Genomic DNA, 21,166 nt, shown 5'->3' on the forward strand with positions numbered 1-21,166 from the left:
AAGATTGTGCACAATTTAGAATGCGTAGTTGTAAATCAGAATTGACACAATAAAACGCACAAGAATATAGTGGCTTCACTTCGTCGCCGTACCCACTCATCCAAGGAGCCCTGGGCAATGAAAGACGCCGCGCAGTCCCCTCAACTTCCCGGCCCGCAGTGCCAGGCGTATCTGGCCCGGCGCAATGCCGCGGTCGCGCTGGGCGTGGCCAATGGCCCTCCGGTGTTCGCGGCCGCTGCCCGCGGCGCCACGCTGACCGACCTGGACGGCAACGCGTACATCGATTTCGCTGGCGGCATCGGCACCCTGAACGTGGGACATGCACACCCCGAGGTGGTGGCCGCCGTCCAGGCGCAGGCGGCGCGCTACCTGCACACCTGCTTCAACATCGTCATGTATCCGGAATACATCGAGCTGGCCGAGACGCTGGTCGGCCTGGTCCCGGGATCCTGGCCCAAGAAGACCATGCTGCAGACGACTGGCGCCGAGGCCGTCGAAAACGCCATCAAGGTGGCGCGCCGCGCCACCGGCCGGCAGGCGGTGGTGGCCTTCGAGAACGCGTTCCATGGCCGCACCTACATGGCGCTGTCCCTGACCGCCAAGGCGCCCGCCTACAAGACCGGCTTCGGTCCCTTCGCATCCGAGGTCTATCGCGCGCCGTTCCCGGTGCGCTACCGCTCGGGGCTGACCGAAGCCGAATGCGCCGAGGCCGCCTTCAACGAATTCCGCCGCCTGGTCGAAACCGAGGTCACGCCGGAGCAGGTCGCCGCGGTGATCATCGAGCCGGTGCAGGGCGAGGGCGGCTTCCATGCCGCGCCGCCCGCCTTCCTGCAGGCGCTGCGCGCCTACTGCACCCAACACGGCATCGTGCTGATCGCCGACGAGATCCAGTCCGGTTTCTGCCGCACCGGCGAATGGTTCGCCACCCAGCATGCCGGCATCGAGGCCGACCTTTACACCCTGGCCAAGTCCATGGGCGGGGGGCTGCCGATAGCGGCGCTGGTGGGGCGCGCCGACCTGATGGACGCGCCCGCCGTGGGAGGCCTGGGCGGCACCTATGGCGGCAACCCGCTGGCGTGCGCCGCGGCGCTCGCCACCATTGCCGTCATGCGGCGCGAAGACTACGCGGCGCGAGCCAGCGACCTGGGCGGCCGGGTGCGCACACGCTTTGCGGACTGGGCCGGCCAGTACGGCATCGTCGGCGACGTGCGCGGCCTGGGCGCCATGGTGGCGTTCGAAGTCGTGCGCGGCGCGGGCGACGACAGTCCCGCTGGCGACCTGGCGGCCCACATCGTGCAGGCCGCCTACCAGGGCGGGCTGGTGCTGGTGAAGGCGGGCTTTTACGGCAACGTGATCCGCTTCCTGGCGCCGCTTTCCATTACCGACGAGGAACTGGCCCGCGGCCTGGACATCCTCGGACGCGCGGTGGCCGACGCCCAGCGCATCGCCGACGCCCGCGCGTCGCAAGCGGCTTGAGGAGCGCGCCATGCATACATTGTTGAAACTGAAGAACGCGCGCAAGGTGGTCAGCCAGCTGGGCGCGGCCAAGCCGGGCATGGAAGTGCTGGTGCTGTATGACCTGCATACCCACCATAACGTGGAGCCCCTGGCCATTGCGGTGGACGAGGCGGGCGCCGGCCTGCATCTGCTGCAGATCGCCGGGTCCGCGCGCCACGGCCGGCAGTTGTCGCCGGTGGTGGCCCAGGCCATGCAGGCGGCCGACCTGGTCATCGCGCTGACCCGCGCCAATGCCGCGCACACCGATGCGCGCCAGCAGGCCACGCGCGCCGGGGTCGGCGTGATCGTGCTGCCCGAATCACACCTGCCCGATTTCTTCCTGGCCGAAGGCTGGGACTGCGATTTCGATGCGTTGCGCCCGCAGATCCAGGGGCTGGCCGACGCGCTGACCCGCGCCGACACCGCCCGCGTCACCAGCGAACTCGGCACCGACGTGACCATGAGCATCGCCGGCCGCCGCGGCCGCGCGCTGCACGGCTTTGCCAACACCACCGACATTTCGGCGGGCTATTGCCTGGAATCCAGCCTGGCGCCGGTGGAAGGCACGGCCGAAGGCGTGATCGTGGTCAACGCCAGCATCCCCGGCGTTTCGCTGATCCGCGACGAACCCGTGCGCATCCATATGGAAAAGGGCATGGCGGTGGCGATCGAGGGCGGCGCGGTGGCGCGCCAGTTCCGCGATCTGCTGGCCAGCTTCAACGATCCGCTGGTCTACAACCTGGGCGAGCTGGGCGTAGGCATGAACCCGCGCTGCCAGCTGGACGGCACCATGCTGTCCGACGAATCGGTCTACGGCTCGATCCAGCTGGCGCTGGGCACCAGCGCCTACATCGGCGGCACCGTCAAGGCGGCGGCGCACTACGACACCATCGTCACCGACGCCACGCTGGAACTGGACGGCAGGGTGGTGCTCAAGGGCACCGAACTGCGCCTGGAGGACGCGGCATGAGCATAGACCTGAGCCGCGACGCCGACGGCGTGGCCACCGTGCTGATGAACCGCCCTGAAAAGCGCAACGCGTTCACGCTGGACATGTACCGGGAATTCGGCCGGGTCATGCGCGAGCTCGACGCCGACGACGCCGTGCGCTGCGTGGTGCTGCGCGGCGCGGGCGGCGCTTTCTGCGCCGGCAGCGACATCGGCGGCTTCGAGGAAGACCGCGACGGCGCCGCGCAGGCGGCCGAGTACGCGCTCTTCACCCTGTCCATGACCGACACGCTCAAGCACCTGCGCCACCCCACCGTGGCCTGCATCGAAGGCGTGTGCGTGGGCGGCGGGCTGGAGCTGGCCGCCCTGTGCGACATCCGCATCGGCGGGCGCAACAGCCGCTACGGCATCCCGGTGAATCGCATCGGCCTGACCGTGGACCACCAGGAACTGGCCGACCTGATCCGCGTGGTGGGCGCTGCGCGCGTACTGGAAATCCTGCTGGAAGGAAACATCTTCGGCGCCGAAGAAGCCATGTCCAAGGGGCTGCTGACCCGCGTGGTGGATGACGAACGCGTGGCGGAACAGACCTACGCGACCGCCCGCCGCATCGCCGCGGCGGCGCCGCTGGTCAACCGCTGGCACAAGCGCTTCGTGAGCCAGCTGCGCGAAGGACGCGCATTGACTCCGGACGAACGCAGCGAAGCCTACGAATGCTTCGGCACCGAGGACTACCGGCGCGGCCGCGAAGCCTTCGCCGCCAAGCGCATTCCTGAATTCATCGGCCGCTGATCCGGCCACCGACCCAAGACGGACCGCATATGACTCAAGCTGCATCCCCCCTTGCCGGCATCAAGATCCTGGATCTTTCGCAGATCATGGCCGGGCCGTATTGCACCATGGTGCTGGCCGACCTGGGCGCCGAGGTCATCAAGGTCGAGAAGACCGGCGCCGGCGACGACTCCCGTGAAATGGGCCCCTATGTGAACGGCGAATCCACCTGTTTCGCCCAGATCAACCGCAACAAGCAGGGCGTGGCGCTGAACCTGAAGGACCCCGAGGCCCGCGAGGTGCTGTACGAGCTGGCGCGCTGGGCCGACGTGGTGGTGGAGAACTACCGCGTGGGCGTGACCAAGTCGCTGGGCGTGGACTACGAAACGCTGTCGCGCATCAATCCGCGCCTGGTGTATTGCTCCATCTCCGGCTACGGCCATTCCGGACCCTATGCGGGCAAGGGTGGCTTCGACCTGGTGGCCCAGGGCATGAGCGGCATCATGAGCATGACGGGCGAACCCGGCGGGCGGCCCCTGAAGTCGGGCATCGCCATCTATGACGTGGGGGCGGGACTGACCGCGGTCTACGCCATCCTGGCCGCCTGCATCCACCAGATGAAGACGGGCGAGGGCCAGCACATCGACATCGCGCTGGCCGAGTGCGGACTGCCCTGGTTCGTCTGGGAAGCCGCCGCCTATTTTGCCGACGGCACGGTGCCGGAAGGCACCGGCAGCCGGCACCGCGTGTCGGCGCCATACCAGGCGTTCAACACGCGCCAGGGTTTCATCATGATAGGCGCGGCCAACCAGCGCACCTGGGAACGCCTGTGCGCGGACGTGCTGGAGCGTCCCGAGCTGATCACCGATCCGCGCTTCATCACGAACTCCGACCGGCTGACCCATATCGCCGAGCTGGAACCCATACTGGAAGCCGAGTTCGCGCGCGCCGACGCCGCAGAATGGATCGAGCGCTGCGAACGGGCGTCCGTGCCCTGCGGTCCGATCAACGATTTCGGCCAGGCCATGCAGGACCCGCATTACCTGGCGCGCGGCATGGTGCAGGAACTGGACCATCCCGCGCTGGGCAAGATGAAGACCATCGGCATTCCGACCAAGTTTTCCAAAACGCCAGGCGCCTTGCGCACGGCGGCGCCGCTGATGGGCCAGCACACCGACGAGGTGCTGCGCCGCTTTGGCGTGGCGGAAGACAGAATTGCAGGCATGCGCGCCCGAGGAGTCATCGCGTAGCAGGCAAACCGCAGCAGGCAGTATCGAAGTCGCATCCAAGCTACAAGGGGACGCCGGCGTTGCTGACGCCGGCGGCTATTCGAAGTTGAACAAAGATGTTCACGCCGCAAGGAACCTTCATGACACAGCCCATCCATCTCTCCCGCCGCGGCTTTATCGCGGCCAGCGCCGCGCTGGCCGCCTGCGCCGCCGCGCCCTCCCTGGTCCGGGCGCAGTCGGCCCAGCCGTTCCGCCTGGGGGCGCTCAATTCCATCACCGGCGTCGGCGGCCCCTACGGGCCGGCCATGCTGGAAGCCATCAAGATCGCCATCGACGAGGTCAACGCCGCCGGCGGCGCCGCCGGCCGCAAGATCCAGCTCTACGCCGAAGACGACCAGACCAAGCCCGACGCCGCCGTGCTGGCCGTGAAGAAGCTGATCGAGATCAACAAGGTCGAGGCGGTGGTCGGCATCTGGCCGTCGTCGGTGGGCCTGGCCGCCATGCCCATCACCAATGCCGCGGGCCTCATCACCATGAACACCTGCGGCGCGCCGGAAATGCTGACCGAGAACAAGCAGGGGCTGGCCTGGATGTTCCAGGCGTCCAACGCCGTGTTCGGCCGCGCCTTTGCGGAAGTGGCGCGCCAGCGCGGCTTCAAGCGGCCGGCGGTCATGGCTTTCAACAACTCCACCTTCGTGGGGCAGGCCAACTACTTTCGTGATGCCTGGCAGGAGAAGGGCGGCAAGGTCAGCGCCTTCACCATCTACGAACCCAACCAGACCACCTACCGCACCGAGCTGACCAAGGTGCTGGCCTCCAAGCCCGACGTGATCTCGCTGAGCGCCTACCGGCCCGACGCCACCATCATCCTGAAAGAGTGGTTCCAGACCGGCCAGGACTGCAAGTTCATCATGCCCGGCTGGACCGCCAACGAAGACCTGGTGAAGGCGCTGGGCAAGGAAGCCACCGAGGGCATCATCTCGATCTCCAACGTCGCGGCCCACGAGCACCAGGCGTACAAGACCTTCGCCGCCGAATTCCGCAAGCGCACCAAGCGCGAGCCGGACATCTTTGCTTCGCAGTCCTACGACATGGTGATCACGCTGGCGCTGGCGATCGAGGCGGCGGGGGCCACCGCGGACGTGGCCGCCATCAACGGCAAGATCCGCGCCGTGACCGCGCAGGGCGGCGGTGAAAAGGTCAGCGGCTTTGCGCAAGGCCAGGCGTTGCTGCGCGCAGGCAAGCCGGTGGACTACGACGGCGCATCCTCGCGCCTGGACTTCGGCAAACAGGGCGAGACCGTGCCGGACTTTGGCGTCTTCGACATCCGCGACGGCAAGCTGGTGCTCAATGAAGTCATCGCCGGCAAAGTCTGACGATAAAAACACTAGGGGAACACAAGTATGGATGCAATCACCGTCATCAACGCCGGGATCAACGGCGTTGTGATCGGGATGCTGCTGGCCTTGCCGGCACTGGCGATCACGCTGGTGTTCGGCATCGCCCGCTTTCCCAATGCCGCCAGCGGCGACTACATGACGTTGGGCGCCTACGCCGCCGTCTTCACGCAGGCGCTGGCCGGCGGCTCGATGCTGGCGGGCGGCCTGGCCGCCGTCGCCGGCACCACCCTGGTCAGCCTGTTCTTCTATGCCTGGGTGTTCCGGCCGCTGGAGTCGCGCTCCAACGTGTCGCGCCTGATCGCGTCCATCGGCGTGGCGTTCGCGCTGCGCAGCACGATCACCTTCTTCGCCGGGCAGGACCAGTACACCTTCGACCTGCCGCTTACGCGCGCCTGGAATTTCGGCGGCGTGCGCATTTTGCCTACCGATCTCTACATCGTCGGCACGGCGGTGGCGGCGCTGGCGCTGGTGTTCGCGCTGATGCACATGACGCCCACCGGGCGGCGCATGCGGGCGGTGGCCGACAACCCGGAGCTGGCCGCGGCCAGCGGCATACGCGGACGGCGCGTGATGATCACGCTGTGGAGCATCGCGGGCGCCTATTGCGGGCTGGGCGGCGTGCTGCTGGGCATCAAGGCAGTGGTGATCCCCGAACTGGGCTGGGAACTGTTGATGCCCATGTTCGCGGCCGTGATCCTGGGCGGCATCGGCAATCCGGTGGGCGCCATCGTCGGGATCATGGTGTTCAGCATTGCGCAGGAAATCGCCAGCCTGGTGGTGGGACCTGCCTACAAGATCGTGTTCGCCTTCGCGGTGCTGCTGTGCGTGCTGCTGCTGCGTCCCCAGGGCATCTTCGGCCGTCCGATGGCGGCGAGGTGAAATCATGGAAGCCTATCTGATTGCTATCGCCATCGGGATCCTGATCTACATGCTGCTGGCCTTCGGCCTGTCGCTGCATTACGGGTTCACCGGACTGATCAACTTCGGCCACGTCGGCTTCTTCGCCATCGGCGCCTATACCTCGGCCCTGCTGTCGCTCAAGGGCGTGCCCATCCCCATCTCCATGGCGGCGGCCGCGGCCTTCGCGGCGCTGGCCGCGTGGCCGCTGGGCATGATCGCCTTGCGGCTGGGCAGCGACTACCTTGCCATCGTGACGCTGGGCTTCTCGGAGTCGGTGCGCATGATGCTGCAGACCGAGGAATGGCTGACGCGCGGGATGCACGGCCTGCCAGGCATCCCGCGGCTGTTCGCGGGCTGGGCCTCGCCGCAGACGGTGGACCTGTGGATCATGCTGCTGCTTCTGGCGGTCAACGCCGGCGCCTTGTTCCTCATCCATCTGGTGATACGCAGCCCGTTTGGCCGCGTGATCGAGGCGGTGCGGGACAACGAAGTCGCGGTGCGGGCGCTGGGCAAGGACCCGGCCCGCTTCAAGACCCGTTCGCTGATGCTGGGCGCGGGCCTGGCCGGCCTGGCGGGCGCCTTCCAGGCGCACTACCTGACCTTCATCAGCCCCGAGCAGTTCGTGCCGCTGATCACCTTCTACATCTGGATCGCCATCATCCTGGGCGGAGTGGGGCGCTTGAGTGGCGTGGTGGCCGGCACGGTGCTGCTGGTCGGATTCCTGGAAGGTTCGCGCTTCGTGCGGGACTTCGTCGGCGGCATCTCGGAGGTGCAGATGGCCAGCGTGCGCATCGGCGTCATCGGCCTGGCGCTCATCTGCGTGGTGCTATACCGGCCCCAGGGCATTTTCGGCAACGCGGGCACTACGCGCAGGAGAAAGGCATGACGCTGCTTTGCATCAAAGGGCTGAGCGCCAGCTTCGGCGGCTTCAAGGCGCTGGACGACGTGTCGCTGGAAGTGCGCAAGGGTGAAATGGTGGGGGTGATAGGCACCAACGGCGCGGGCAAGAGCACGCTGTTCTCGGTGGTCACGGGCTACATCCCGCCCAGTTCCGGGTCCGTGCGCTTCGCGGACGAGGACATCACGGGCGTGGCCGTGCACCAGCGCGTGCGCCGGGGCCTGGCCCGCACCTTCCAGGTGCCGCGCGAGTTCAGCCAGCTGACGGTCTTCGACAACATGATGGCGGCGGCGCCGGACCAGCGCGGCGAAAAGCTGGCGGCGCTGGTGTTCGCCCGCCGTGAGGTGGCCCGCGAAGAGGCGCGCAACGCCGAGCGCGTGCATGAACTGCTGGCCTTCCTGAACCTGTCGCGGGTCGCGGACGAGCCCGCCGGGAAACTGTCGGGCGGCCAGAAGAAGCTGCTGGAGCTGGGACGGCTCTTGATGCTGGAGCCGCGCTGCATCCTGCTGGACGAGCCGTTCGCCGGCGTCAACCCGGTGCTGATCGAGGAGCTGTCGGCGCGCATCGTGGAACTGAACCAGCGCGGCCTGACCGTCGCCATCATCGAACACAACCTGGAAGAGCTGTCGCGCATCGTGCCGCGCATGTACGTCATGGACCGCGGCCGCGTCATCGCCGAAGGCACGCCCGACAGCGTCCTGGCCAATGAACAGGTGCGCGAAGCGTACATGGGGGGAGTGATATGAGCCAGCTCGTCATGCAAGGCCTGTCCGGCGGCTACGGCGAGGTCGATATCGTGTCCGGCATCGACATGCACGTGGCGCCGCGCGAGATCGTTACCATCGCCGGCACCAACGGCGCAGGCAAGTCCACGCTGGTCAAGGCGGTGATGGGCCTGTTGCCGCGCATCGCCGGCACCATGGCCTTTGACGGCCGCGACCTGCTCACGCTGCCGGTCGAGGAGCGCGTGCGCATCGGTATCTCCTATGTGCCGCAGGTGCGCAATGTGTTCGGCGCGCTGACCGTGCTGGAGAACCTGCAGGTGGTGGAACACGTGCAGGCGCGTGAAAAGCGCATTCGCGACATGTTCGAGCTGTTCCCGGCGCTGGCCGGGCGGCGCAAGACCCACGCCGAGAACCTGTCCGGCGGCGAACGCCAGCAACTGGCCTTCGCCCGGGCGCTGATGTCCTCGCCGCGCCTGATGGTGCTGGACGAACCGTCCGCCGCCTTGTCGCCGGCGTTGACCGAGCAGGTGTTCGCCGAAGTGCGGCGGCTGCCGCAGATCGGCGTGGGCGTGCTGATGGTGGAGCAGCGCGCGCGCCAGGCGCTGGCGTTCAGCGACCGCGGCTACATCCTGGATTCCGGCCGCATCGTGCTGACCGACACGGGGCAGGCGCTGCTGGCCAACCAGCATATGAGCGATCTGTACATAGGACGGGGCGGCCACGCGGGCGCGGACCGTCCGCCCGGCGGCAGCATCCCCGCTTGAAACCGCCAGAGCCATCCCGCCGGCAGCCGCCGTCGCGGATGGCAAATCCATATTTCCATATCTCTTTGCAGGAGCCATATCTTGCCTACTTCCGAAACCATGGTTTCCCCGGCGTCCGTTGCGCGCCGCCCGGCGCCCGACGCCATCGCCGCCTTGACCGCCACCCAGGGCCTGGCCGCGCTGGAGCAGGGCACGCTGACCTGCGAAGCCTGGGCGCGCGCCTGCCTGGACCGCATCGAAGAGCGCAACGGCGGCGTCAAGGCCTGGGTCCGGGTGGACGCCGAGGGCGCGCTGGCCCGCGCCCGTGAATGGGACCGCCACGGCCGGCGGCGCGCGCTGGACGGCGTGCCGCTGGGCATCAAGGACACCATCGACACGGCGGCCATGCCCACCGAATTGGGCGACCCCGAGATCTTCCCCGGCCGCCAGCCCGAGGCCGACGCGCCCGTGGTGACGCAGGCGCATGAGCTGGGGTTCAACGTGCTGGGCAAGAACACCGTGTCGCGCCACGCCATCATGCTGCCGGGGCCTGCGCGTAATCCGCATGACCTGACCCGTACGCCGGCCGCGTCCTCGGCCGGTTCGGCGGCGGCCGTTGCCGATTTCATGGCGCCGCTGTCCATCGGCACGCAGACGGCGGGTTCCATCCTGCGGCCCTCGGCGTTCTGCGGCGCGGTGGGCTTCAAGCCCACGCTGGACGCCATTCCCTACGTGGCGATCCGGCGCTATTCGCGGGTGCTGGACGTGATCGGGCCGATCTCGCGTTCTGTCGACGACGCGGCCTTGTTCATGCGGGCGTTTACCGGCGATCCCCGGTTCGATCCGGCCTCCACATTGCGCAGCGATTTCCGCCTGGGCATTTGGCGGCCGAAGGACTGGGCCGACACCGAGCCCTGCATGCGCGAAAGCTTCGAGGCCAATCTGCGCGCCTTGTCGGCCGCAGGCGTCAAGGTCACGGAATTGGCCATGCCCGCAGCCTTCGACACCATGGGCGAGGCGCAGGACGTGATCATGGCCTACGACCTGGCGCGCGAGTATGCCGCCATCAAGCGCGATCATGCGGCGCTGTGCGATCCCGGGCTGATCGAGTACCTGACGATGGGCGAGGGCCTGTCCGCGGCCGAGTACGCGGGGGCGCTGGATGCCGCCGACGCATGCCGCCGGGCGTTCTACGACGTTGCGCGCGAAGTCGACGCAGTGGCCATGCCGTCCACGCTGGGCGAGGCGCCGCCGGCCAGCTCCACCGGCAGCTCCGCCTTCATCCGCATCTGGTCGCTGCTGCACAACCCGTCCATCACCTTGCCGGTGGCGCGCGGCCCCAATGGCCTGCCGCTGGGCTTCCAGATGGTCGGCTTCGTGAAGGAGGACGCAAGGCTGCTGTACTGGGCGCGTTGCGCCGAGCGCATCCTGGGGTCGACCGCGCACCAGCCCTGACCGGCCTCTGGCCGCGGCTTGCGCCGCCGTGCGCCGCCGGGGCGCGGCGGATGCTTTGGCGCCTTCGGGCGCATTTTTTGCGTCTGGGCTCTGGGGTTTTCCCTATTAATTCTCAGTATTCGGGAATAAAAAGCAGAGTAAGAGCCATAAATTGATAATCTGCGCTCCGTTAGCTTGGAGCCAAATGTTGAAAGCGGATCTATCAGTCGGGGCAGGCGCGGATCGCGTGCTGTATGTGCTGGCCACCCTGGCCAGGCACGACGGCCCCCTCAGCATCGCCGCCCTGGCCGAGCAGACCGGCCTGGCGCAAAGCACCCTCTACCGCCAGGTGGCGCTGCTCAAGCGCTGGGGCTTCGTCGCCGAGCACGATGGCGAGTACGGTCCCGGCCCGCTGTGCGTGCAGTTGGCCTGGGGCTTTGACCAATCCTCGTTCCTGATCCATGAAGCGCAGCCCGACATGGCCGCGCTGGCCGCCGCTTCTGGCGAAACCATAGGCCTGCTGGTGGCGGTCAAGGATCAGGCCGTGTGCCTGGACATGATCGAGAGCCAGCATCCGCTGCGCTGTTCCTTCACCAAGGGGCGCGGCCTGCCGCTGGCGCGCGGCGCCTCGGCCAAGTCGCTGCTGGCTTTCATGCCGCTTGCCCGACAGCAGGCCGCGTTGGCGTATCTGGCGGCCGAGGCCGATGTGGACGCCGGCCGGCTGGGCCACGAACTGGAAGCCATCCGCACCCAGGGCTATGCCGTCACCGACAGCGAAGTCGATGCCGGCGTCTGGGGCGTCAGCGTCCCCATTTTTCAACGCGCCAACCAGGCCGTGGCTTCGATCACGCTGATGGCGCCGTCGACCCGGGCCGCCCAGCGGCCCGAGGCATTGACCGAAATGACCGTGGCCGCGGCCCGGCGCATCTCGGCGAAGCTGCAAGCTCATTAAGACCGCCTTCTTCCATTCCACGCCGTACCCGTAGACACCCGACTGCCGTATCCATATTCCATAGAGGACCCACCATGACCACTCGCCGCACACTGCTGACCGCCGCCCTGACGCTGGGCCTCGCCTGGAGCGCCGCCCCGGCGTTTGCCCAGGACACCATCCGCGCCGTCACCGACGCGACCTTCCCGCCGATGGAGTTCGTCAAGGACGGCAAGCGCACCGGCTTCGACATCGAACTGGTGGAAGCCCTGGCCGGCGCCATGGGCAAGAAGGTCGAATGGATCGACATCGACTTCAAGGGCCTGATTCCCGCGCTGCAGGCCGGCCGCGCCGACATTGCCGTGTCCGCCATCTACATCACGCCCGAACGCGCCAAGGTGGTGGACTTCACCGATCCGTACTACGCGGGCGGCCTGGTCGTGATGACCAAGAAGGACGGCCCGGTCAAGACCCTGAAGGACCTGGACGGCCGCAAGGTGTCGGTGCAGGTGGGCACCAAGTCGGTCAACTACCTGAAGGAACACTACCCGGCGGTGCAGCGCGTGGAAGTCGAGAAGAACCAGGAGATGTTCAACCTGGTGCAGATCGGACGCGCCGAAGCCGCCGTGACCGGCAAGCCTGCCGCCAAGCTGTTCGCCCAGAGCACGCCGGACCTGACGGTGCTGAACGACCAGATCACCACCGAGGACTACGGCATCGCCGTGCCCAAGAACAAGCCGGAGCTGACCCGTGAGCTGAACGCCGCGCTGCAGAAGCTCAAGGCCGACGGCAGCTACCAGGCCATCGTCAACAAGTGGTTCGAGGCCCCCGCGAAATGAACCTGGATTTTTCTCCCGTCTTTGCCGACTTCGGCGCGCTGATCAATGGCGCCGTGGTCACCGTCGAGGTGACCGCGGGCGCCTTGCTGCTGGCCTGCGTCATCGGCCTGCTGGTGGGCGTGGGACGCCTGAACCCCAAGCGCTACGTCATCTACAACCTGTGCAGCGTTTATTTGCTGCTGTTCCGCGGCACGCCCTTGCTGGTGCAGCTGTTCATCTGGTTCTTCGGCCTGCCGCATTTCGGCATCACCCTGCCGGCGTTCGCCTGCGGCGTGCTGGGCCTGGGCATGTACTCGGGCGCCTACGTGTCCGAAATCGTGCGCGGCGCGATCCAGTCGGTGGACCGCGGCCAGACCGAGGCGGCGCGCTCGCTGGGCATGTCGTCCGGCCAGGCCATGCGCATCATCGTGCTGCCGCAGGCCGTGGTGCGCATGATCCCGCCGCTGGGCAATGAATTCATCGCGCTGATCAAGAACTCGGCCCTGGTGTCGCTCTTGACGATCCATGACCTGATGCATGAAGGCCAGAAGATCATCAGCGTGTCCTATCGCTCGCTGGAAACCTATCTGGTGGTGGCGCTGATTTATCTGATCCTGACCACGGCCACCATGCTGGTGCTGCGCAAGGTTGAACACCGCCTGCGCGCGGGAGGGATGGTGCAATGAACTCCGCAATGAACTCCGCTACGACCCGGGCCGCGGACCCGCAAGAAATGATCCGCATCCGCGGCCTGCGCAAGTCCTACGGCGACCACGAGGTCTTGCGCGGCATCGACTTCGACGTGCTGCCGTCCCAGGTGGTGGTGGTGATCGGGCCCAGCGGCTCGGGCAAGAGCACCTTGCTGCGCTGCTGCAACGGCCTGGAAGTGGCGCAGACCGGCACCATCGACATCTGCGGCCAGACCCTGCTGGACCACGGCGAGCTGTTGCCCGAGGCCGAGCTGAACCAGCTGCGCATGCAGGTGGGCATGGTGTTCCAGGGCTTCAACCTGTTCCCGCACCTGTCGGTGCTGGACAACGTGACGGTCGGTCCGCGCAAGCTGCGCGGCATGGGCCGCGAAGAAGCCCACGCGCTGGCGGCGGACCTGCTGGACAAGGTCGGCCTGGGCCAGAAGATGTCGGCCATGCCGGCCAGCCTGTCCGGCGGGCAGAAGCAGCGCGTGGCCATCGCCCGCGCGTTGGCCATGCAGCCCAAGGTCATGCTGTTCGACGAGCCGACCTCGGCGCTGGATCCGGAGCTGGTGGGCGAAGTGCTGCAGGTCATGAAGCTGCTGGCCAAGGAAGGCATGACCATGATGGTGGTCACGCACGAAATGGGCTTCGCCCGTGACGTGGCCGACGTGGTGGCGGTGATGGACGGCGGCGTAATCCTGGAATCCGGTTCGCCCGACGTGATCTTCACGCAGCCGCGCGAGCCGCGCACCCGCGAGTTCCTGCAGGCGGTGCTGAACGCGGGGCAGGGGGCGGCATGAGCGTGGCGCAATTCGACCCAAGTCTCTGGAAGGCCCGCGACGACAGCGCCGAACAGGGCGACACGCGCCGCCTGGCGCATATCGTCGAAGCGGCCAGTGGCCAAGCCCGCAAGGGCGAGGCGGTGCTGCTGGGCTTTGCCTGCGATGCCGGCGTGGCCCGCAACCAGGGCCGCATCGGCGCGGCCGAAGGCCCGTCGGCCATCCGCAAGTTCCTGGCGGGCCTGCCGGCCCACGGCCTCACGCGTTTGCTGGACGCGGGCGACGTGGCCTGCGAGGGCGACCGGCTGGAGGACGCGCAGGAGCAACTCGGCCTGCGCGTGGCGGAACTGATGGAGCAGGGCGCACGCCCGCTGGTGCTGGGCGGCGGCCATGAGATCGCCTGGGGCAGCTTCCAGGGCCTGGCGCGCTGGCTGGACGCCCGCGGCGACACGGAACCCGTGCTGGTGCTGAACCTGGACGCGCACTTCGACCTGCGTACCGGGCGGCCCGGCAGTTCCGGCACGCCCTTCGACCAGATCTCGCGCTATTGCGAGGAACGCGGCCGGGCCCTGCAATACGCCTGCCTGGGCGTATCGCGGCTGGCCAATACGCCGGCGCTGTACGCACGCGCCGCCGAAGTCGGCGCGGTCTGGGTCGAGGACCGCGACATGCAGGAGCGCCATCTGGCCGCGCGCCTGGCCAACGTCGACGCCTTGCTGGCCCGGGCCCGGCACGTCTACCTGACCATAGACCTGGACGTGCTGCCCGCGGCGGTCATGCCCGGGGTGTCGGCGCCGGCGCCCTATGGGGTGCCGCTGGCGGTGATCGAGGAAATCGTGCTGCGGGTCAAGGCCAGCGGCAAGCTGCGCCTGGCCGACATGGCGGAGTTCAACCCGCGGTTTGACGTGGACGGCCACGGCGCGCGGGCGGCTGCCCGCCTGGCCTGGCAGTTGTTGAACGATTGAGCGGACCGGCGTCTCATCCTTCGGATGGGGGCAGGACCATACGGGGCGGTTTCCTGGGAGGAAACCGCCCCGTTTTTCGTCCTCCTTATGGCGGGCGGCAGGGCTTGCAGCTTATGGCTGGCAGGCTGGACGCTGCCGATTTGGCGGCTTAGGATAAGGGCAGCATCAGGCTTGGGTTTGCGGCCCGTTCAACCGCCGCAACAGTTATATGCCCCCAATTAAAATATTTTCGTTTTAAATGGGGACGCTATAGCTTTCGTGGATAAAATGGCGCAACTTTGTCAGGAGAGCCAGCTCATGTCTCAAACTCCCACCCACGCATTGCCGTCTTATCTGAACGCCGAGGACCTCGGCCCCTGGGGCAACTATCTGCAACAAGTCGACCGGGTCACCCCGTATCTTGGTTCGCTGGCGCGTTGGGTCGAGACCCTGAAGCGCCCGAAGCGTTCCCTGATCGTCGATGTGCCGATCGAACTCGACAACGGCAGCATTGCCCACTTCGAGGGCTACCGCGTCCAGCACAACACCTCGCGCGGCCCCGGCAAGGGCGGCGTGCGTTTCCACCAGGACGTCACGCTCTCCGAAGTGATGGCGCTGGCAGCCTGGATGTCGATCAAGAACGCTGCGGTGAACCTGCCCTACGGTGGCGCCAAGGGCGGCGTGCGCGTCGATCCGCGCAAGCTGTCGGCCTCCGAACTCGAGCGCATGACGCGCCGCTACACCTCGGAAATCGGCGTCATCATCGGACCGTCCAAGGACATCCCGGCGCCTGACGTGAACACCAACGCCCAGACCATGGCCTGGATGATGGACACGTACTCCATGAACGAAGGCGCCACCGCCACCGGCGTGGTCACCGGCAAGCCGATCGCGCTGGGCGGCAGCCTGGGCCGCGTGGAAGCCACCGGCCGCGGCGTGTTCGTGGTGGGCTGCGAAGCCGCGCGCGATCTCAACATCGACGTGTCCAAGGCGCGCGTGGTGGTGCAGGGCTTCGGCAACGTGGGCGGCACCGCCGCCCGCCTGTTCCATGAAGCCGGCGCCAAGGTCATCGCCGCGCAGGACCACACCGGCACCGTCCACAATCCCGCGGGCCTGGACGTGCACAAGCTGCTGTCCTACGTGTCGCAACATGGCGGCGTGGGCGGCTTCTCCGGCGGCCAGGCGATGGACAAGAACGAGTTCTGGACGCTGGAAACCGAATTCCTGATCCCGGCCGCGCTGGAAAGCCAGATCACCGTCGACAACGCGGCCAAGGTGCGCGCGAAGATCGTCGTGGAAGGCGCCAACGGCCCGACCACGCCGGAAGCCGACGACATCCTGGCCGAACATGGCGTCTACGTGGTGCCGGACGTGCTGGCCAATGCCGGCGGCGTGACGGTCAGCTACTTCGAATGGGTGCAGGACTTCTCCAGCTTCTTCTGGAGCGAGGACGAGATCAACCAGCGCCTGGAGCGCCTGATGCGCGAAGCCTACGCGTCGGTGTCGCAAGTGGCCAAGGAACACAAGGTCACCCTGCGCACGGCGGCGTTCATCGTCGCTTGCACGCGCATCCTGCAAGCGCGCCAGGTGCGCGGCCTGTACCCCTGATACCCGATACGGCGGGGCGTCTCCGGACGTCACGCCGAGGAGGGCAGGAGACAAAAACGGAAATCGCCCCGCAAGGGGCGATTTCCATTTGCGTGGCTGCAAGCGCATCACGTTGCGCGCATGGATAGCACACCGACATTGCAGGCCTGCGGGCGCCGCGCCCTACGTGGGGGCTGTCGGCAGGACGCCACATCCCCCTCACTTTTTTGCGGCCTAGGGAATTTCCCAGCTTGCGTTACAAGAACTGACACATTGCGTCCCTAGAATTCGTTCCTGCCATGCGCCGAGCGCGCCGCACGCGATGCGTGCCAGCCCGGATGCGCATGTCTGTTCAATCAATGGGAATTTGCAATGAAAAAGACTTTGTTCGTCACCGCCATGCTGGCCGCGTTCGGCGCAACGGCGCAAGCGGAAACCTCGGTGACGCTCTATGGCCTGATCGATACGGGTATCGGCTACCAGCGCATCAAGGGCGATGGTTACCATGAGTCCAAGGTTGGCATGGTCAATGGCGTGTCCAGCGGTTCGCGTTGGGGCCTGCGCGGCGCCGAGGACCTGGGCGACGGCCTGAGCGCCGTGTTCACGCTGGAAAGCGGCTTCAACTCGGCCAACGGCACGTCGGGCCAGAACAGCCGCCTGTTCGGCCGCCAAGCCACCATCGGCCTGAAGAGCACCTCGTGGGGCCTTCTGGAACTGGGTCGTCAGACCAACATCGCCTCGAAGTACTTCGCCGCGATCGATCCGTTCGGCGGCAGCTACGGCCAGGCCAACGTCGGCGTGGCCTTCAGCGCCGCCAACACGGTCCGCTACGACAACATGGTGCAGTACTCGACGCCGTCGTTCAGCGGCCTGCAGTTCGGCATCGGCTACTCGTTCAATGCCTCCGACACGACCACCGCGCAGACCGGCTTCAAGACCGCCGACAACACCCGCGCCATCACGACCGGCCTGCGCTATGTCAGCGGCCCGGTGAACGTGGCGCTGACGTATGACCAGCTGAACCCCGCGAACCAGTTGAACACCGACGCCACGCCTAAGTCGTGGATGATCGGCGGTTCGTACGACTTCGAAGTGCTGAAGCTGGCGCTGGCCTACGGCCAGACGCGTGACGGCTGGTTCACCGGCCAGGGCGCCAATGCCTTCGGCAGCGGCAGCCCCACGGCCAAGGGCTTTGGCACCAACGTTGCGGTGTCGGGCTTCAAGGCCAATTCCTACCTGGTGGGCCTGAGCGTGCCGATCGGCGGCGCCAGCAACATCCTGGCTTCGTGGCAACGCGCCTACACCGACAGCACCAAGCTGACCGGCGACGACGCCACCATGAACATCTACAGCCTGGGCTACACCTACAACCTGTCCAAGCGCACCAACCTGTACGCCTTGGGTTCGTATGCCACCAACTTCGCGTTCACCGACGGCGTGAAGAGCACCGTGGCCATGGTGGGCGTGCGTCACCGCTTCTAAGACGAGAGGCGCGCATGGGCGGCGCTTGGGCGCCGCCCTGCCGCCGCGGTTGCACTGAGCGGACTGGGCGTCTTACCCGGCCACAGACGCGAAAAAAGCGGCCACCTCCCTAGCTCCATCCTCAGTCCGCTCAACCGAACCCCGGCTTGCTGCCGCAGGGAGCGCCCGCGCAGGCCGCGGGCGTTTCCAGGGGCGGCTTATGAAGCCGGCAGCAGCTCAGGCTTCAGGATCCCGCGCAGTTCCGAATACGGAATGTTCAGCTCGGGTTCGCCATGCGAGTACGGCGCGATGGAATAGGCGTCGTACTTGACCACGATGCCCTCGCGCGTCAGCGCATAGTTATCGCTTTCCTGGAACGGCCACATCTTGTTGTAAGCCGTCGGATCGCGGCGCGCATCCGGATTGCCGGCCAGCCACTTGGCATGCGCCTGGCGCAGCGCCGCCACGTACTGCGGATGGCGGCCCGGTATCAAGGCTTCTTCCAGGCTCATCACGCGGCCGTGGCTGCGCTCCCAGTTCAGGTACTGGGTGGCCGGAATGCCGTGCGCCGCGCCAGTAAGGAATTGCTCGGTGTGCAGTTCGACGGCCACGATGTCGCCTACCGTGTCCTTCACGCTGGCCTTGAAATAGGTGGCGTCGCGCGCGCGAGCCACCGACCAGAAATACTGCGTGTATTCGGACAGCGTGTCATAGGGCCCGCGGCGGTTGGCATCGGTGCCGGTCATGTAGGCCAGCACGTGGTCTACCAGCGCGGTCAGCTTGGGGATGCCGGGAAACGCGACGCTGTCGATTTCGATGCGGGGGCAATCGCCCTCGCAGCCTGGCTTGCTGGACGCCCACTTGATGCGCTCGGTGGACAGGTCGCCGACTTTTTCCGGCGTGGACGCCGAGGCCGGAGCCTGCGTGGCCAGGGTGATGTCCGCGGGCGGCGTACTGCCGCAGCCCGCCAAAGCCAGCAGGGCCGCGCCCAGGATGAGACCGCTTATCGCGCCTTGCGGCGTGAATGTGCGACGCATTGAAACTACCTCCAGAAAATCGGGGCGCGGCCGTTCAGGGCACCACGCCGGTCCACTCGGGCGTGGCGAACTTCTCGGCCGCCTGCGCCTGCGCGCGAGCCAGCGTGTCGCTGCCTATCTGCCCGGGGGTGAGACGGTGCAGGCCGGCAAAAGTTTCCACCATGCGGTCGATGATCACTTCCCGCGCCAGCCCGGTCTGGGTGCGCAGGGGATCGACGCGCTTCTTGGCGCTGGTGGTGCCTTTGTCGGACAGTTTTTCGCGGCCGATGCGCAGGACCTCGACCATTTTATCCGCGTCGATGTCGTAGGACATGGTGACGTGGTGCAGCACTGCGCCGCCGCGGCGGGCCTGCGCCGCGCCGCCGATCTTGCCGATGTCCGAGGCGATGTCGTTGAGCGGCTGGTACCAGGCCTTGATGCCCAGGCCCTGCAGGGCGGTCAGCACCCAGGCGTCCAGGAAGGCGTAGGACTCCTGGAAGCTCATGCCATGCACCAGCGCCTGGGGGGCGCTGAGCGAATAGGTGATGGAGTTGCCGGGTTCCATGAACATCGCGCCGCCGCCGCTCACGCGCCGCACGACCTGGATGCCATGGCGGCGCGCGCCTTCGGGGTCGACTTCGTTCTTCAAGGATTGGAAGCGGCCGATCACGACCGCGGGCGCGGCCCATTCCCAGATGCGCAGCGTGGGCGGACGCAGGCCGGCGCCGACCTCGTCGGTGATGACGGCGTCCAGCGCCATGTGCAGCACCGGGTCCTGCGGCCCTTCATGGATCAGCTGCCAGTCGTAGTCGTTCCAGTCGGTGCGCGTCATGCCAGCGCCCTCCGCAGCACCACGGCAACGGCCTCGGCCGAGAAGCCGAACATTTCGGCATCGGCGGGCAGGGCCGATTGCACGGCCAGCGCCAGTTCCAGTTCGCCGGCGTCGGCCGGCAGGCCGTTCAGGCCGCTATTGATGGCGTCCAGCGCCTCGGGCGGCTCAAGAAAAAAGTCGCCGCTGATGCGCACGTCGGCCAGGCGGCCGTCGCGCACTTCCAGATCCGCGACGACCAGTTTGCCGCCGGGGACTTTGTATTCGCCATGCATGGGCGCTCCTTGCTGTATCAGTACCAAAAACTACAGGCTGAGCTTCATGCCGTCATGGCTGGCTTTGAAACCCAGGCTTTCATAGAACCTGCGCGCGTCGGGCCGGGCGCGGTCCGTGGTCAGCTGCACCAGGCTGCAGCCCTGGATGCGGCATTGCTCGATCGCCCATTCGAACATCTTGCGTCCGAGGCCCGCGCCGCGCGACGACGAGGCGATGCGCACGCTCTCGATCTGTCCGCGCCATTGGCCCAGCCGCGACAGGCCGGGTATGAACGATAACTGCAAACAGCCGACCAGGTTCGAGTCCTGCTCGACCACGGCCAGGAATTGATTGGGGTCCTGGCCGATTGCGGCAAAGGCGGCAGCATAGCGCGGGTCCAGCGGCAGCGCGGGATTCTCGCGCGTGGCGCCGAGTTCATCGTCGGCCAGCAGGGCGACGATGGCCGGCAGATCCCCCAGGCGCGCGCGGCGGAAAACCAGTTGCGGGTCGGGCATGGCGGCTCCTTCAGCGGGTGGTGTTCTGGGCGGTCTGGCCGAACAGGATGCGGCGCGATTCCTCGTCGCTGATGGACGGCGCCGTGTTGATGGTGTCGGCCAGGGCATAGGCGCGCTGCGTGGCGGGGCGGGCCGCGATGGCGTCGAACCAGCGCTTGAGGTGCGGGAACTCGTTCAGGTCCTGCCCCTGCTTGGCGTGCGGCACGATCCAGGGATAGGCCGCCATGTCGGCGATGGAATAGTCGCCGGCGACGAACTCGCGGTCCGCCAGGCGCTTGTTCAGCACGCCGTAGAGGCGGTTCGTTTCCTTGACGTAGCGGTCGATGGCGTAAGGGATGCGCTCTTGCGCGTAGCCGGAAAAGTGGTGGTTCTGGCCGGCCATGGGACCCAGGCCGCCCATCTGCCAGAAGAGCCACTGCGACACTTCAGCGCGGCCGCGCACGTCGGCGGGCAGGAATCGGCCGGTTTTCTCGGCCAGATACAGCAGGATGGCGCCCGACTCGAACAGCGAGATCGGCGCGCCGCCGCCGGCCGGGGCCTGGTCGACGATGGCGGGAATGCGGTTGTTCGGGGCAATGGCCAGGAACTCGGGCTTGAACTGATCGCCGCGGCTGATGTTCACCGGATAGATCTTGTAGGGCAGGCCGGTTTCTTCGAGGAACAGCGTGATCTTGTGGCCGTTGGGGGTGGTCCAGTAGTAGAGATCGATCATGGGATGTCCTGTGCGTCGCGCCGGCGGCGGCCGGCGCAGGGAAAGGCCATGATAGCGGGGCCGGCTTCGCGCCGGCCCCAAT

Annotated in this window: 22 protein-coding genes; 17 read left to right on the forward strand and 5 right to left on the reverse strand. The window is 67.0% G+C overall.

Features of this window, described 5'->3' with window-relative positions; all coding sequences use genetic code 11:
* Positions 1 to 117 precede the first annotated feature (117 nt).
* The 17 genes from gabT to AC1RHV_RS01615 all read left to right on the forward strand — a co-directional run bounded on the left by gabT (position 118) and on the right by AC1RHV_RS01615 (position 17,778).
* Entirely contained in the window at positions 118 to 1,476 is a 1,359-nt protein-coding gene (gene gabT, locus AC1RHV_RS01535) for a 4-aminobutyrate--2-oxoglutarate transaminase (RefSeq protein WP_492299623.1), read from the forward strand.
* 10 nt (positions 1,477 to 1,486) lie between these two features.
* Positions 1,487 to 2,467, forward strand: coding sequence for an aminopeptidase (locus AC1RHV_RS01540; protein ID WP_054456753.1), 981 nt, complete (start codon positions 1,487 to 1,489; stop codon positions 2,465 to 2,467).
* The gene (locus AC1RHV_RS01545; protein WP_192491772.1) at positions 2,464 to 3,237 is read left to right on the forward strand and encodes an enoyl-CoA hydratase/isomerase family protein; all 774 of its coding nucleotides are present in this window, start codon (positions 2,464 to 2,466) and stop codon (positions 3,235 to 3,237) included. Before AC1RHV_RS01540 ends, AC1RHV_RS01545 begins: the two co-directional genes overlap by 4 nt.
* Before the next feature lie 29 nt (positions 3,238 to 3,266).
* Complete coding sequence (locus tag AC1RHV_RS01550; protein ID WP_492299624.1) at positions 3,267 to 4,466, forward strand: CaiB/BaiF CoA transferase family protein; 1,200 nt, start codon at positions 3,267 to 3,269, stop codon at positions 4,464 to 4,466.
* A 119-nt stretch (positions 4,467 to 4,585) separates the two neighbouring features.
* Positions 4,586 to 5,821: an ABC transporter substrate-binding protein gene (locus AC1RHV_RS01555; protein WP_225588714.1), complete on the forward strand. Its 1,236-nt coding sequence runs from the start codon at positions 4,586 to 4,588 to the stop codon at positions 5,819 to 5,821.
* Between the two features lie 27 nt (positions 5,822 to 5,848).
* Positions 5,849 to 6,724 carry a branched-chain amino acid ABC transporter permease gene (locus AC1RHV_RS01560; RefSeq protein ID WP_054456757.1) on the forward strand — a complete coding sequence of 292 codons (876 nt, stop codon included), beginning with the start codon at positions 5,849 to 5,851 and terminating at the stop codon, positions 6,722 to 6,724.
* A gap of 4 nt (positions 6,725 to 6,728) precedes the next feature.
* Entirely contained in the window at positions 6,729 to 7,631 is a 903-nt protein-coding gene (locus AC1RHV_RS01565) for a branched-chain amino acid ABC transporter permease (protein ID WP_054456758.1), read from the forward strand.
* Positions 7,628 to 8,389: an ABC transporter ATP-binding protein gene (locus tag AC1RHV_RS01570; RefSeq protein WP_054456759.1), complete on the forward strand. Its 762-nt coding sequence runs from the start codon at positions 7,628 to 7,630 to the stop codon at positions 8,387 to 8,389. The genes AC1RHV_RS01565 and AC1RHV_RS01570 overlap by 4 nt, the downstream gene beginning before the upstream one ends.
* On the forward strand, positions 8,386 to 9,132 hold the full coding sequence (locus AC1RHV_RS01575) for an ABC transporter ATP-binding protein (RefSeq protein WP_054456760.1): 747 nt from the start codon (positions 8,386 to 8,388) through the stop codon (positions 9,130 to 9,132). Before AC1RHV_RS01570 ends, AC1RHV_RS01575 begins: the two co-directional genes overlap by 4 nt.
* Before the next feature lie 81 nt (positions 9,133 to 9,213).
* Positions 9,214 to 10,566: an amidase gene (locus AC1RHV_RS01580; protein ID WP_492299625.1), complete on the forward strand. Its 1,353-nt coding sequence runs from the start codon at positions 9,214 to 9,216 to the stop codon at positions 10,564 to 10,566.
* 184 nt (positions 10,567 to 10,750) lie between these two features.
* A complete protein-coding gene (locus AC1RHV_RS01585; protein WP_054456762.1) occupies positions 10,751 to 11,497 on the forward strand; it encodes an IclR family transcriptional regulator in 747 nt (248 codons plus the stop codon).
* Between the two features lie 74 nt (positions 11,498 to 11,571).
* Positions 11,572 to 12,315, forward strand: coding sequence for a transporter substrate-binding domain-containing protein (locus tag AC1RHV_RS01590; RefSeq protein WP_119451092.1), 744 nt, complete (start codon positions 11,572 to 11,574; stop codon positions 12,313 to 12,315).
* On the forward strand, positions 12,312 to 12,980 hold the full coding sequence (locus AC1RHV_RS01595; protein WP_013393489.1) for an amino acid ABC transporter permease: 669 nt from the start codon (positions 12,312 to 12,314) through the stop codon (positions 12,978 to 12,980). The genes AC1RHV_RS01590 and AC1RHV_RS01595 overlap by 4 nt, the downstream gene beginning before the upstream one ends.
* A 47-nt stretch (positions 12,981 to 13,027) precedes the next feature.
* Positions 13,028 to 13,786, forward strand: a complete 759-nt coding sequence (locus AC1RHV_RS01600; protein ID WP_175162966.1) for an amino acid ABC transporter ATP-binding protein — start codon at positions 13,028 to 13,030, stop codon at positions 13,784 to 13,786.
* Complete coding sequence (hutG, locus tag AC1RHV_RS01605; protein ID WP_054456765.1) at positions 13,783 to 14,730, forward strand: formimidoylglutamase; 948 nt, start codon at positions 13,783 to 13,785, stop codon at positions 14,728 to 14,730. Before AC1RHV_RS01600 ends, hutG begins: the two co-directional genes overlap by 4 nt.
* A gap of 297 nt (positions 14,731 to 15,027) precedes the next feature.
* Positions 15,028 to 16,317 (forward strand): Glu/Leu/Phe/Val family dehydrogenase, encoded by a 1,290-nt coding sequence (locus AC1RHV_RS01610; protein ID WP_054456766.1) that lies wholly within the window; start codon positions 15,028 to 15,030, stop codon positions 16,315 to 16,317.
* A gap of 351 nt (positions 16,318 to 16,668) precedes the next feature.
* Positions 16,669 to 17,778 carry a porin gene (locus AC1RHV_RS01615; protein ID WP_492299626.1) on the forward strand — a complete coding sequence of 370 codons (1,110 nt, stop codon included), beginning with the start codon at positions 16,669 to 16,671 and terminating at the stop codon, positions 17,776 to 17,778.
* A 197-nt stretch (positions 17,779 to 17,975) separates the two neighbouring features.
* Here the strand turns inward: AC1RHV_RS01615 and AC1RHV_RS01620 are convergent, their stop codons facing one another.
* From AC1RHV_RS01620 to AC1RHV_RS01640, 5 genes are read right to left on the reverse strand one after another with little or no spacing between them, the layout of a single operon-like run.
* Positions 17,976 to 18,794 carry an RsiV family protein gene (locus tag AC1RHV_RS01620; protein WP_054456768.1) on the reverse strand — a complete coding sequence of 273 codons (819 nt, stop codon included), beginning with the start codon at positions 18,792 to 18,794 and terminating at the stop codon, positions 17,976 to 17,978.
* A 34-nt stretch (positions 18,795 to 18,828) separates the two neighbouring features.
* On the reverse strand, positions 18,829 to 19,605 hold the full coding sequence (locus AC1RHV_RS01625; protein ID WP_054456769.1) for a lipoate--protein ligase family protein: 777 nt from the start codon (positions 19,603 to 19,605) through the stop codon (positions 18,829 to 18,831).
* Positions 19,602 to 19,877: a lipoate-protein ligase small subunit gene (gene lplB, locus AC1RHV_RS01630; RefSeq protein ID WP_013393496.1), complete on the reverse strand. Its 276-nt coding sequence runs from the start codon at positions 19,875 to 19,877 to the stop codon at positions 19,602 to 19,604. The genes AC1RHV_RS01625 and lplB overlap by 4 nt, the downstream gene beginning before the upstream one ends.
* Positions 19,878 to 19,907: 30 nt before the next feature.
* On the reverse strand, positions 19,908 to 20,372 hold the full coding sequence (locus AC1RHV_RS01635) for a GNAT family N-acetyltransferase (protein ID WP_054456770.1): 465 nt from the start codon (positions 20,370 to 20,372) through the stop codon (positions 19,908 to 19,910).
* Positions 20,373 to 20,382: 10 nt separating this feature from the next.
* Positions 20,383 to 21,084, reverse strand: a complete 702-nt coding sequence (locus tag AC1RHV_RS01640) for a glutathione binding-like protein (protein ID WP_492299627.1) — start codon at positions 21,082 to 21,084, stop codon at positions 20,383 to 20,385.
* Between the last annotated feature and the right edge of the window lie 82 nt (positions 21,085 to 21,166).

The organism is Achromobacter sp. GW823-FHT04E03, assembly GCF_058796095.1.

Excerpts from the sequence above, each read along its gene's own strand:
- AC1RHV_RS01565 (WP_054456758.1), top strand. The coding sequence starts at position 6,729 with ATGGAAGCCTATCTGATTGCTATCGCCATCGGGATCCTGATCTACATG.
- AC1RHV_RS01600 (WP_175162966.1), top strand. The coding sequence starts at position 13,028 with ATGATCCGCATCCGCGGCCTGCGCAAGTCCTACGGCGACCACGAGGTC.
- AC1RHV_RS01610 (WP_054456766.1), top strand. The coding sequence starts at position 15,028 with ATGTCTCAAACTCCCACCCACGCATTGCCGTCTTATCTGAACGCCGAG.
- AC1RHV_RS01620 (WP_054456768.1), bottom strand. The coding sequence starts at position 18,794 with ATGCGTCGCACATTCACGCCGCAAGGCGCGATAAGCGGTCTCATCCTG.
- AC1RHV_RS01570 (WP_054456759.1), top strand. The coding sequence starts at position 7,628 with ATGACGCTGCTTTGCATCAAAGGGCTGAGCGCCAGCTTCGGCGGCTTC.
- AC1RHV_RS01635 (WP_054456770.1), bottom strand. The coding sequence starts at position 20,372 with ATGCCCGACCCGCAACTGGTTTTCCGCCGCGCGCGCCTGGGGGATCTG.
- AC1RHV_RS01590 (WP_119451092.1), top strand. The coding sequence starts at position 11,572 with ATGACCACTCGCCGCACACTGCTGACCGCCGCCCTGACGCTGGGCCTC.
- AC1RHV_RS01540 (WP_054456753.1), top strand. The coding sequence starts at position 1,487 with ATGCATACATTGTTGAAACTGAAGAACGCGCGCAAGGTGGTCAGCCAG.
- lplB (WP_013393496.1), bottom strand. The coding sequence starts at position 19,877 with ATGCATGGCGAATACAAAGTCCCCGGCGGCAAACTGGTCGTCGCGGAT.
- hutG (WP_054456765.1), top strand. The coding sequence starts at position 13,783 with ATGAGCGTGGCGCAATTCGACCCAAGTCTCTGGAAGGCCCGCGACGAC.
- AC1RHV_RS01545 (WP_192491772.1), top strand. The coding sequence starts at position 2,464 with ATGAGCATAGACCTGAGCCGCGACGCCGACGGCGTGGCCACCGTGCTG.
- gabT (WP_492299623.1), top strand. The coding sequence starts at position 118 with ATGAAAGACGCCGCGCAGTCCCCTCAACTTCCCGGCCCGCAGTGCCAG.
- AC1RHV_RS01640 (WP_492299627.1), bottom strand. The coding sequence starts at position 21,084 with ATGATCGATCTCTACTACTGGACCACCCCCAACGGCCACAAGATCACG.
- AC1RHV_RS01615 (WP_492299626.1), top strand. The coding sequence starts at position 16,669 with ATGAAAAAGACTTTGTTCGTCACCGCCATGCTGGCCGCGTTCGGCGCA.
- AC1RHV_RS01575 (WP_054456760.1), top strand. The coding sequence starts at position 8,386 with ATGAGCCAGCTCGTCATGCAAGGCCTGTCCGGCGGCTACGGCGAGGTC.
- AC1RHV_RS01550 (WP_492299624.1), top strand. The coding sequence starts at position 3,267 with ATGACTCAAGCTGCATCCCCCCTTGCCGGCATCAAGATCCTGGATCTT.
- AC1RHV_RS01595 (WP_013393489.1), top strand. The coding sequence starts at position 12,312 with ATGAACCTGGATTTTTCTCCCGTCTTTGCCGACTTCGGCGCGCTGATC.
- AC1RHV_RS01560 (WP_054456757.1), top strand. The coding sequence starts at position 5,849 with ATGGATGCAATCACCGTCATCAACGCCGGGATCAACGGCGTTGTGATC.
- AC1RHV_RS01625 (WP_054456769.1), bottom strand. The coding sequence starts at position 19,605 with ATGACGCGCACCGACTGGAACGACTACGACTGGCAGCTGATCCATGAA.
- AC1RHV_RS01585 (WP_054456762.1), top strand. The coding sequence starts at position 10,751 with ATGTTGAAAGCGGATCTATCAGTCGGGGCAGGCGCGGATCGCGTGCTG.
- AC1RHV_RS01555 (WP_225588714.1), top strand. The coding sequence starts at position 4,586 with ATGACACAGCCCATCCATCTCTCCCGCCGCGGCTTTATCGCGGCCAGC.